Annotated in this window: 5 protein-coding genes; 1 reads left to right on the forward strand and 4 read right to left on the reverse strand. The window is 56.5% G+C overall.

Annotated elements, in window-relative coordinates; all coding sequences use genetic code 11:
- Positions 1–5: 5 nt before the first annotated feature.
- The 4 genes from H261_RS17385 to H261_RS17395 form a co-directional block, all read right to left on the reverse strand.
- Positions 6–6,263: a hypothetical protein gene (locus tag H261_RS17385; RefSeq protein ID WP_008620089.1), complete on the reverse strand. Its 6,258-nt coding sequence runs from the start codon at positions 6,261–6,263 to the stop codon at positions 6–8.
- Positions 6,264–6,398: 135 nt separating this feature from the next.
- Positions 6,399–7,214: a hypothetical protein gene (locus H261_RS24905; protein WP_152426935.1), complete on the reverse strand. Its 816-nt coding sequence runs from the start codon at positions 7,212–7,214 to the stop codon at positions 6,399–6,401.
- Positions 7,124–10,195 (reverse strand): hypothetical protein, encoded by a 3,072-nt coding sequence (locus tag H261_RS17390; RefSeq protein WP_152426936.1) that lies wholly within the window; start codon positions 10,193–10,195, stop codon positions 7,124–7,126. The genes H261_RS24905 and H261_RS17390 overlap by 91 nt, the downstream gene beginning before the upstream one ends.
- A gap of 66 nt (positions 10,196–10,261) precedes the next feature.
- Positions 10,262–11,515: a hypothetical protein gene (locus tag H261_RS17395; RefSeq protein WP_152426937.1), complete on the reverse strand. Its 1,254-nt coding sequence runs from the start codon at positions 11,513–11,515 to the stop codon at positions 10,262–10,264.
- A gap of 342 nt (positions 11,516–11,857) precedes the next feature.
- On the opposite strand from H261_RS17395, the gene H261_RS24910 reads away from it, so the two are divergent.
- Positions 11,858–12,208: a hypothetical protein gene (locus H261_RS24910; protein ID WP_152426938.1), complete on the forward strand. Its 351-nt coding sequence runs from the start codon at positions 11,858–11,860 to the stop codon at positions 12,206–12,208.
- Positions 12,209–12,538: the final 330 nt, after the last annotated feature.

The raw sequence follows: 12,538 nt of genomic DNA on the forward strand, positions 1-12,538 counted from the left end.
GCGCATCAATTAGTTTCCGGCCAAAGCCGCACAGATCCGTGAAGAGTATGGAGGCATCCGGTTGCGCCACGCAGGAGGTAAATTCGGTTGTAGGGCCTGTTGGCGATGTGTTTTGGGTCGTAGCGTCCGGGTTGGTCTTCGTATTCACGTTCGATCTCCACCTCGATGATCAGGTCGCAGCCGAAAGCGGAAAGTATGTCTTTCAGGAATGGAATCGTGACCGACACTCGGTGCCCGCTGTTGGACGAATCACCGCGCCGTTCGTCCACACGGGCGCCCCAGACTTCCGACCGCATGACCGGGATTGTTCCCCGATACCAATTCCGAAAATCCTCGTCGGGCAACAAATCGAAAAGTTGCCGAATGTCGCTTACAGGTTTCGGGGGTGGCCAGGAAACTTCACCGGCGAACACGTCCAAGCCATCCAGCCCCCGATCCCGTTCCGAGGAGGTGACAAGGTTTCTCAGCTTAAAGATGGCCAGAACCTCGTCTCTATCCTCGTCGATATTCTTCAGATTGAAGGCGTAGGGATTCTCCGCCGTCTGTAAGGTCCGGAGAAGTGCCATGCTGGCCGCGGGAGACGCCATTGCCGAACTGACGCGGACACGCTGCTTATTTTCGTAGCGGCTCTGAAACCACCAAGCATCCACGATCAGTTCATTGGCCGGCGCGTCACTCAACCCCAGGACGGCATCAAGGTCAGCGCCCCCGATGGAATATGCCCAAATCTCCCTCTTTTCTGGGGCATAGCCCACCTCTCCCATTTCCGGGTAGAGGTTGGGCGGCGCTGGATCCCGCCGGTCGGAAAGCCAGCGGCTATCACCTCGTGTCAAGTCGAGGCGTCGGATCCAATCCTCCCAGCCATTCTCTTCGTAACGGAGGGTTGGAGGGAATTGCAGGACAAGTTCCCCCGCCGCACAGAGCAGGGCATGCCAGCACACATAGAAGCGGTAGGAATCGAAGGCCGGTAATTGCTCCCGCCCGATGCCATGGCGTCGTTCCTTGCCGCTTCGCGGCTCAAAATAGCTGTTGGGAAGTGAAATGCCCCACCGTTCACAAATCCATTTCTCAACCCTCTCCGACACGTCGTCGGGATGAATGCCGAAGGCATTTCCCAGCGGGGCGATCCAATTGTTGTCGAATTCATAGGGCATCAGACGCCGTCCCTGGCCTCGTCGGAGATCATACCCGGTGTAGTGCGTCTGATCTGACGCCACCGGCTCCATGGCGCTGGAATTGACGGAACGCAGCTGCTCGATGGTGTCGTCGTCGAACCCCGCCTCTCCCGGAACCGCAAAAGCCAAAAACGCCTGGGCGGCAAAGTGGCGGATCTGGACATGGGGCTCATCGGCGTTCAAAGCCCAGTGAATGAGCGTTTCCCGATAGGGCATCACGGATTGAGGAGCTTCCACCGCCAACCGTGCCAGGGCGATCAGCAGCCACAATCGCGCATGGAGAGCATAGAAGGGCAGTCCGGCGCCAACAAAGGCGGGTAGTTCCGTCCGGGGCAAGAGGTTCACCAAGGCGTCCAGCAACGAAGACTGGCCAAGGCGCCCTAATCGGACCACCGCATGGGCGGCCCGCCATCGGGTTTCCGCCTCCGGCGAGGCCAGCATTGCGTACAGAAATCCCGCAACGGCTTCCTCATCCGAAGCCGGAGGGGAAAGGTCCTCGCACCAGGGACCATCGCCATCCTGATCACGGAGGGGGCCTTCCAACCGGTCGAGTGCGTAGGCCAGAACCTCCTGGGACTCATCTTTTGAGAGGGATTCTTTCGCGAGAAGATTCACGAATCGAAACAATTCGCGCGCAGGAATGTCGCGCACCCGCTGGGAGATGGAATGCGTCATGAGCCGGATCAGCTGGGAGCGACTTTCCCCACCCACGGTGACACATCGCCCGACGTCATCCCGATCCCAGCCCGTGAACGGAAGCAAGTCCTCGGCCTTCTTGTCCACGACGGTTCTAATCGCGCTTTGAAGTGCGGCCTGCACACTCAGGACATGGCCCCAATCCTTCCTGCACCCCTCCAATGCATCAATGGCCCATCGGCCATATTCCAGGTCGCCGTTGGCCAAGGCGGCAATATGGTCGACACGTCTATCCCGAGGAACCCGGTCCCTCATCGCCGCAAAAACATCATCAAGCGAGAGGCCGCCTCGACTATCTCTCCAACGGGCCATTGCCTGCTTGACGCCACCACAGGAGGCAAGGTCGAGACCTCCCAGCAACTGGTCAAGACCAGGTGGTTCTTCCTCTTCAGCCGGAATTGACGGTGGGCTTTCGTGGCCGTGATCCGAGTCCCGCCCCAGGGCGGCAAGCTGCTCCAGGCGCGCATTTACTAGGCCGTGGCGGCGCGCTTCGGCCTGAAGCTCTTTGAAGGAAATTCCCTCCGCCGTCGGGTCCAGTTCCTGGTCAGCCACCAGGATGTCGAGAGCGGCTTGGCGCCGTTGCCTGTTCGGCAATCCGGCAAATACATTCTTGGCGAGGCTCTTCCCGCCCCAATATCCGCCAAAGGCATGCAGCGCAATGAGGGCTTCCGGGGAAAGGCGGCCAAGCTGCATCGCCATCGGAGCTAGGCTCGATATCGTCCAGCGAACAGCCTCGACACCCCGATCGTCCCAACGGGCAATTGCGGCGAAGGCGGAGGGTAAATCCAGTCGGGCAACGGATGTGGTGACGCTTTCCCAGGGAAATTTGTGATCGTTATAGGCATGCAGAAGCTCGGCTGCCCGGGCCAGACGATAGGCCTCTCGTGCCGACGATCTTCCGGTTCCAGCACATTCCGCAAGGGTGAGCAGAGTATCCAGGTGTGGGTGGACTTCGTCACCCAGCCGCCCCACATGGTCGAGGGCCTCTTGCAGGTAATGGCTGGCCTCGGTCGGCCCCAGGGGGAGGAGTGCCCTGGCGATGGCCATAAAATCATTGGCAGTCCGGCCGGCATCCTGGCGCTCGCTCGCCGTCGCCTCGTGGGCTCGGCCCGCACACAGAAGGGCGAATTCGGTCAGAGCCGGTCGCGACGCGGCCAACTCAGCCAGGTGCGTCCACGTCGCGCTTGGAAAGACCAATTGCTCAGCCTTTGCCCAATCTTCCAAGTCGGCAGCGCAGCCGTCGGTCCCATCGGCCCAAAGCATGGTCTCCATGCGCAGAAGGGCAATGTCTCGATTGGTCGAATAGCGAGCGTGGCCAGCGCCCTCGTATTGCTCTTGGAATGCTACGGGCGGGACATCCGTTGCCGAGACTTCTCCCGCGATCGCTTGCCCACGGACCATATGCCACTGGATTAGATCGCCATAGTAATCCGAGAACTCGCGCTCGTCTCGCCCGTGCCCGCGGTTCGTCTCCCAGGTGTCACGCAGGTTGTTGGGCACAACATCCTTTATGGTGACCTCATATCCTTCCAGTATGGCAGCCATGGATGCCATCCGCAGAAGGGCGCTTCGCTTATCTCCCGGATTATAATGGGTGTATGCCCGTTCATGCGGCACGGGGTAGCGGGCCAATAGCTCTTGAATTCTGTCACTCGGGCATTCGGCTCGCACCGCCGCCTCGACGACCGAGGCAATGGCAGGGAAAATGGGGCTGTCATCGAGCTGGTCCGGCAGTTCGATGGGGGAGGGCTCGACGAGAAGCTCGTCCAGCAGGCGCTGTGTTGATGCAGCGGGTGGGGCGATGCACCGCTCGACCAGTTCCCTATTGACCGCCAAGCGAACCAGAAGCGGGGCGTCTTCGTCAGCAAGGATGCCTTCAAGAACACCTTGATCGCCATGGGCCAGCATCCGCTTGGCCATGATGCATCCCGCTAGAAACGGCATGCCCCCGGACCAGTGACCAAGAAAATGAACCATTTCACTGGGGCCCTCTAGCCGGGCGAAGGCCTCGGCATAGAGAGCGACATCCGCAACCTCCAACTTTTCTCGGGAATAATCGTCTGGGCGCGCCCGCCGCTCCGCTGCCCAATCTCTCAGCCATCGCATGGCGAGGCGGAAGTATTGCCTCGCTTCCGGCAAACCCAAGGGGGTGGCCGAGAGCATGGCGGCGCAGGCGATAAAGGCCTTTCCGCTGGCTCGCCAAGGGCGGCGCCGGAAAACATGCTCTGCGACGACTTCTGGGGCGGCCAAATGGCCGATCAGATCCGCATGACCATTTAGAAAGGCTACCTGTCGGGCATCTGCGGCAACTTCCTCTGCCGCTCGAACCAGCAGTTTGGCGGTGTCCGTGGTTCGTCCGCGCGAGGCAGCGACCCTGAGCCCGTAGGTCACACGCTGCAGGACAATCGCCCGGCGCTCTACCGGGTCAGCCGCCTCGGGTGGTGCGTCACCAAGGGCCAACTCCATCAACCGATCGTGACGACCGGCCTGATGCAGGACGATGGGCAGAATGGCCGCGACGTAGGTGTCTGTGTTTGCGGCGAATTCCAGTCGATCGGCCATGGCCCCCCAATGCGCCGTAGCATTGGCAAATTTATCTTTGAACCAGGTTTCCGTCGGTTCGTCTTGGAATTGGACCGCGTCGTTGCGGATCAGAATGGGACGGCCATTGGCAAAATCAGCGACGAAGCTGCGGATCGCGGCTTCAGTAAGGCCCGACGCCCGCGCCAGCGTGGCAAGCGGAACAGGCGGTGGCAGCATGGCGAGGGCAGCTCCCAGGCGGTCGAGTTCATCGCCCACCGCCTGTTCGCGCAGGACCGTGTTGAATGCGGTGTCGAGTTGTCCTTTGACCAGAGTCTCGGCGGTTTCCACGGTCGGCCCAAGGCGGTCACACAAGGTGGTAAGATCTCTGGCGACACGCAGGGCATTGGCTTGGACGCGCGGGTTGCTATCGGTGAAGTGGTGAAAGAGGGCGACCTGCTCGTCCGACGCCTCGGGAAACTTTGTCCGAAGCATCTCTCCGCTCTCCGCGACGGTAAACGGCTGGAGATGAATGGGGATGACCTCCCGCCTTGGGCGCAGGTATTGCTCCACCCGATGAGGGCGGGCAAGGGCCACGATACGGCACCCAGGCGGCGGCGCTTCCTGCAGCAAGGCCTCGGCGAAGCTGCTCTCACTCGCGCCCTCGGCCGCCATTCCCAAATTGTCTGCGGCATCAATGATCAGCAAGACCACGGCATCGGGGGACTGGGCTTGCACGGCTTCGGCGGCTTGTCCAAGCCTCCGCCACAGCTCTTGCAGATAGGTCTGTTCCGACAGCCCATTTTGCGGCAACAGCAGGTCGCACAGCCCCTTTGCCGCCAGTTGGTTGACGATCTGTGTCACCCCGCGGGAAGCGCCGTGCCTGTAGTTTCGGGGATTGCGGTAATCCCCGGCGGCAAAGCCGTCAAACAGGATGGTTTCAGACCCGGGCGGCATGAGTCCGCATAGACGCTGCGCCAGTGTGGTCTTGCCGATACCCCCAGGGGCCTGAATGACGACCGGCCAGTCCGCCAGGAGGATCGTGGATGCGATATCCTTCTCCTGGACACGCTGAAACGCGGACTCGGCTGGTTCGAGTTTGGCCGGAGCTGGGAACAGATCGTCGGATGTCGCCCTGAAGGCAAGCAGAACCTTTTCTCGGTCGATGATCTTGTCCCGCGCCTTGTCTGAGGTGGTGTGATCCTGGACCAAGGCCTTCATCCGTAGGGTCGCGTCACTGTCGAGCGACACCCGCCGGGCGTCCGAAGCCAACAAATCCGCGAGGTTTCGGCGATCGGGCTGCTCCGCCAGGAACTGAACCAAGCCTGCAAAGTCCTGGAACTCGACGGCTGAAAGGCCCGTTTCCCTAAGCAACGCCTCCCGGGCTTTCTGCGCAGCGTTGTCGAGGTCTTCAGGCCGCGTCCCAAACCTCAATGCTTCGAAGGCGGCAAGCACGTTGGGGGAAATCGGGCGATTGGTCACGAACTGGAAGCGGATTTTCCCCAGAACCTCCAGCTTGCCAAATTCGGACATCTTCTCTTGAAAGCTCTCGGCAAAGCCCTTCAGCGTGTCGGCCAGGCCGGAAACTGGCCAGGGCGTATCCGGATCCCGAGTAGAGTATTTCAGCTGGCAGTAGACAACCTGCCGGGCCTGACGGAGATCCTGCGAGCCGTAATACTCGGCGGTATCGACGACCAGCAACCCAGCGGCAAGCTCCTTGCCGTGGGTTTCGCGCTCGGATACCCCTTCGACCGACACCCCGACCAAATCCGTGGTCGGATCAAGTAGCCTCAACGTCCGGCGCGCCGTCCACAGAATGTGGAAGTCGTCGCCGTCATTGCGGTACCGGACAAAATTAACCTCATTCGTCATGAGGAAAGTGTATCAGTGGTTAGGCTCTACGTCGCGCAGGAAGCCGCTATCCGGGTAACGATGGACAAAAGTTCCCTCAAAAACAGCGCTCTGTGTTGGGCCTTGGCTTCTTATACACTGGGGAAACGGGCGACATCATCCACCTGCGTTCGCTGAGGTGCCACAGGCACTACATTTCGCCTCATCCTTTTTTGTGCAGTTGAACGATGGCGGAGGTGAATTCCCTGAGAGATTTTCACGATAACTCACCACCGTCAGAATATCATCGGCCTCAGCCGAGATGGCGGTCATCAATTCCCGGCGAAAATCTGGGTTTCGCAGGAAATGTCCGCAGCGAAAATAAATGGTGAAGTCAGTTCGCCCCGGCGTGCGCACAACATCAAATGCTCTGCCATCACTACAATAGTTTTGGAAGTCCTGCAGTCGCTTTACAAAGCGGTCATTGGCACTCGTCATTGCGCTTCCGTCACCGTAGGCTTTAGTGATTCTGACTCTGGAAATGATGGAGAACGGCCACATATCGTTGCGCTCTTTGGCCGGCGGAGGCGCTATATTCTTGGAAACAACATATGTTAGACTGCTGAACGTCAGAATTAGCTCCGTCCTCTCAACCATAAAATCGGAGAAGAGCCTATTTTGGAGTTTAAATATTTGCTCAAGTCTGTTCCTTCGATCGCATTCAAAGTTAGTTTCAGGCCCGTCTGCGGACTTAACTTGAAATGCTATAATAACATCGCCCCAGCCTTCGCTCAGCAAGACAAGGTCATCTTCTGTCATCTGCGGCTTTATGTTGTCTTCTCGTCCATCATTATGATTATTAGCGCCGCCTGCCTTGGATGGCTCGCCGGCATAAAACGTCTTTAGGCGGTGAAGGAAATCCAGTCGCTCTGTCCTGACATTGAGGGTAATGGACAGGAATGCCAGAGGAATTCGCTTTTCGACCTCAGGCAAAGGCAGCGGCTTCGCCTCGAATAGCCGAAATCCGATCGCAAGCTCGTGGCGAACGAAGAAGGGTGGCAGGGGGGGGGGAGCCTCTGCGCCGATGGCAAGGGAGGCGTTTCCTGCTTGGGTGGTTTGGTAAATAAGGGCATCCTGGGCCGCATGGGGAGATCGCCGGAATTGATCCCGAATAAATCATAGCGCCCCATCAGCGGGTGGTAAAAATACTTGTGCGGATCACTCTCAAGCGTATACGGCCCCTCTTCTAATTCTTCAGCCACTTGTTTACCAAAGCGGCTCGCAGCGCAGCGCTCCAGCAGAAATAGACGGACAGATTTCTTGTTGTTGTCCGCAGATTCAAGAAATCCAGATTGTATCCCCCGCCTAACAGTTTCCACGTGACATGTGGAATCAAGATGATCGCTGATTGCCAGCAACTCTGAGCTGCCCGTGCGAGAGTCAAATATTTTATATTTCGCAACAATATCTCGCAATTGCTGCAGCTTCATCATTTGAATGCGGATAAAAAAACTCCGACTGGCGCCCTGACTTATTTCATCGAGATCGTTGATTCCATTGAAGTGGACGTGCAGAATTGCCTTTGGGTGTATCTTTTTAACAATGCGACCAATTTCCACTAAGTCTCTGTCTGCAACAAGCTTTCTTCCAGCTTTTTTTGCTATTTCTGCTATGTCTGTAATTTTAGACTTAGCAATCTCGTGAAGAACGCCATCCCGCGTCACATTTTCAGCGGTCAATTCGGGGTCTACCCAAGTCCACCACTGCTCTAGCTGCGTAACATCCTCTTTTATTTCTTCGTCAGAGCATTCCGGGTTTTTAACATTGGCTCTTAGCGTCTCAGCTGTGAAACTATTGACCAATTCTTTTTCACGCCAGAGTCTCAGAATGGTCCGAATGGGGTCGGCCGGCGAGGTTTGGTGCCAATAAAATAATTCAAGGGCGATCTGGTATAACTCTCGACCGGGGGCGCCATCCGACGACATGTCGGTCAACCACTCCCCCCTTTTTTTCTCTGCCGTTAGCTGCCCCAGTTCGTGGTGCAAGAAATCACGCGCTCGCAGCATGGCCGACTGCCATGGCACATCATGCAGGTGTTCGAACAACTGACTGAAACCTTCGGCGTCACCTTTCCAGGTGAGGCCATAAATCTTGGGAAAGTCCGTCTTGGCTATTTCTATGGTTTTTCCCGCAAATGGGCGCTTCTCCTTCAGTTTCATCTCGATAAGAAGCTCTTGAATAAAAAGCCGGGTATCTTGCGGAAGGTCGGCACAGGCGGTGGGGCGCTCTAGGGCAAGGCCGACAAACTGAGTCTCCCCCCCTCGGAACGGCGATTTCTCAGCATAATCCTGCCTCATTTTCCACCAATCCTTAACCTCCCCCAAGGCATCGGATTTTCTGGCGGTCTGGATCAGCACGTGGCTCATATCCTGCCAAGGGCCGACATGATCATGAATGCCACGGGGGCCAAGATGAACGATGGTCTGCAGCAGAATCTCGCAAAGGGTCTCGACGCCTTCGCAAAGTCGGGTGGCCAGGGGGTCGCTTGTCCCCATACCCTTGATCCAGGCACACACTAGGCGTAAGCGCAGATGCCACTCTAGGCTGGGGATATTGAGCGCTGCCCAACCTTCATCCAGCCATGTGTCGGCCAATTCGAAATCGATCTCATCTTGTGGCGAGCGGAAGAGGCAATCCATGCCAGCGCCGATAATTTCCTGTACCAGCGCAAATAGGTAGGCCGGCCCGGTTACTGTTGCCGCCAGGAGATCGCAAGTCAGTTCGCCCAGGGCATGGTCGTGGGCATGGCGCGGATCTTTACTGGGAAATCGGGTGAGCCCAAAGGAGTCTAGGGTCGTGGAAAATAGCCTAATGAGGCGCGGCAGGCTTCCTTTAGATGTTTTGAGGACGTGAGGCTCGAGGTCGCCATAAGCATGCTGAATGACATTATGCGCCACTTCATGCGCAATGACTGGCTGGAGATCTGGTCTGTCGGGCATCCAAAACGATGTGTTGACGAGATCCGTATGCCGGGGCTTCAGGTTGTCAAATATCCCAATTCCAACTTCGTCCCTCATCACGGAGGAGTTTGATACGGCGGAGTGAGACCAGCGATGGGTATAAATACCACCACGAAGCTGCCGCCTGCTGCGGCCCTCCACATGAATCAATACGTCTTCGACCAAGCTGCCCAGGTCGGCACAACGATCCGATAGATAGGAGGAATAAAGGCCCTGTTCGCGTCGCCGCTTTGTCATGGGCTTGGGGTGATCTTGAATACCCAAGTCCAATGCCGACTCGAACTGTGCCTTCAGATCTCCCAGATTTTGGATGTGGCGATGGGCGTTCGCCATGACGGCGGAGCGGACCAAAAGAAACCGCCCCATCATGGTCTCTCGATCTCCCCTTCGGCTGGAGTCGTTGCCATCGATAGTTCGTAAACCCCAGCGGCAGAGAATAATCTTATCGCGCAGTATATTGCGCTTGAGCAATTGCAGGGCGGATAGGGCGTAATATAAGCGGCGCGGATCTGCGGTCCAGTGACTGTCTCTTACATTGGATGCCACCGCCTCGCACACAGCGTCATAGGTTGCTTTATGAGCGTCTGCGTCGCAAAAACCTGATGCCCAAGTTGAGGCTTCTTTTCGTATGCTAAGATCTGAAAACTGGGGGTATGGGATAATCCACGCCGCAACCAGTTCGTTAATTTCATCTATTGTTGTTGCACCGGAGAGTAAATCCTTCCATATTTTTGTAAATACATTATTTTCTCCGTCTCTTATCTTGTACGAACCCCAAAGGTAGTCCTCCTCATATTGCAGAGGGCCGTACAGCTTGCCATCGCGAAGGGCGTGAATTACATTTGTCTGGCTGTGGCGCACTTCAAGTAATAGGGTGTCCAGCCGCTCAACGGTATCTAGCCACAAGAGCCATGCGAGATCTTTTGCGGATTGGTTTATTTCTTGCTTTGTCATGATGGCCCCTCTTGCGGCATTATTCTTCTGCATCGCGATGCTAGGCTGGTTCAATACAATTCTGGTCTAATCGCGGGGCGCTCCATGAGGCTCCTCCGCCTTGGTGCAAATTAAACAATACAGAGCGACGGCAAGTGCCGGTGCATCATCCTTCTTGGTCGGATCCTTGAGAATTTGTAGCGCAGTAAGTGCGATAATCAGTGCCACCGAAGTAATTACCGAGGTGGCTGTGCGGACCCAGCGATCCCTTAATACATGAAGGCTGTGAGGGGGGCAGGCTCCTGCGCGCCAAATTGGAGCGTATGGCAACGTACGGAGGGAATCATCGGCATCGGTCTGATGATCTAGCCAAGTTCCATATTGGATAACCGCCCGGTAGATGAAGAGCATGGAGATAAAGGCCCAGCCAAAGGCCATGCCCACCTGCAGCGGAGGAGTGCTTCCCATGAGCAGAAAAGTGACAATCAACCAAATAAAACTCAGCCAAATAGGGGTGCAGTAGTGAAAGAAGAAGCGTAAAAACCCCCGGCTTGCAGCATTGTTTGTCTCGTCTTGATTTGGAGCGAAGTGCGCCGCAAGTCCCAATGCGAGAAATGCCGCTTGGGGGCTGCCCGATGCCTGCGTGTAGATTGGATCTGCGCATATAGCTTGTGGCTTGAAAAATTTCAGGCGATGCCAGACCATCACGCCCCAAACGTGCAGGGCCCGGATGGCAGTGGCAGCCGAACCGTCGCCATGGCAGGGCGCCATTACAACCTTAGACGGAAGCGACAAGAACCAGTGGGTGAGGCCGTCTGGGACGTGAGCCCTTAGCCCTTTGTAGACTTTGGCGCGGACAATAAAGAGCTGGGTTGCTGTTGGCAGGATTAGCCAAAGCATTGCGAATGAGGTGATCGCCCAGAGTGGGCAGGTGGCTAGGCTGGCTATCATGATAGAAAACAGCAGGGCATAGGCAAGGTCGTAATTTGCCAAGCGATCCGGCACTAGAATGAAGGTTGCCGACGAGAGGTCTGGTTGCCTCCTGGCATCATTCTGCGGGGGCAGTAGCATCCAGATATTAAAAGGGTGCCGTGGAGGGTGACGCAGCGAACCCATTTGGGTGAGTCGAACATGAAGTTCGAAGCGCCCTAATCTCAGAAATTGAAGTAGAGCCCCCTTGGCAATTGAGGGGGCAATAAGCGCCATTGGCAAAAATTTGAGAGAGAGCACTATCGTCACGGATAGCGCGGAAAGGGCTACCGGAAAAGCTATATATATTGAACCGAGAGCTATTGCGGATGCCGTTTGATTTTTGGCGGTATCAAGGAAAAAGTCTAACATTTTTACCGAATGCACCCATTCTTATATACCACCCAAAGGGGTAGCACATTCGAGGGGGGTGGTACAGTAAAAATACGAATGAGGGAAAAAACACTAGGCGGCGTCCGCAGTGCGGGCGGGCGCAAAACAACCCTCGGCTAGGTCAATTGCTCTCTAGCCAGCCAAGCGGAAGTGGGGCATTTGCCTTTAGAGTGAACTCGTGAAGAACTAGAAGATACCGCGTTGTCTGGCATCGCTCCGGGGCGACCAAGTCGATTTAACGCCTAGCTGCAGCGACGATGAGAACGGTGAGCGAGCATAGGCGCCACCAGTTAAGTCGGCCTGACGACGAATGTCCTGCTCGTGAATGCGGTGCTGAATCTCGGCGATTTCATCTTGGCTCTGCGCCCTAAATTCGCCGAACTCCCTGCGGAAATCATTGACGCCGCTAAATCCATGCTTCTGCCCTGCCCTAAGGTCGGCGATTTGCTGATCTACGCGCGCACTAAGGGTCTGGATTTGTTGATCTACGTGCGCCCTGAAGTCGCTTATCTGCCGCTCCAATGTTCGGAGAACTATCGCAAGGACGTCGTCAGGCGCTATTGGGGCGGAAGTTGTAGCGGTCTCTTCCGTGTGCACTTTGGACATTTGGCAGCCATATCTCAAAAAAGCGGCACAGCTCCCCCTGAGCGAAGCGCCAGGAGTTTTTTATAGCACCACAGTCTGCTTTTGCAACTATTTTGGCGCCACAGTGCGCTGAGCAATCATTTTTCAGTGCGGCAAATTTGCTTTAGTCATGAAGCGTCATATTTCGTTAAATTTATGGCGCTCAAACAAGGGGCGAACGGCCTAGCTACCAGCGTATCGCCCACTCACTTAAGGGAGATCTCGACGTAAGTGTTCAGGGCCAATAGTACCGCCGACAAGATCGTCCTTGGTGGGGCCGCACTAGGTTCTGGACTCATAAGTCCGCATCCACAGGCGGGTTGAGGCGAGCATGACAGCGGCGAGGTAGTTCCTGGCCGATTTGTCGAAGCGCGTCGT

Origin of the sequence: Paramagnetospirillum caucaseum (genome assembly GCF_000342045.1) — a bacterium.
Lineage (GTDB): Bacteria > Pseudomonadota > Alphaproteobacteria > Rhodospirillales > Magnetospirillaceae > Phaeospirillum > Phaeospirillum caucaseum.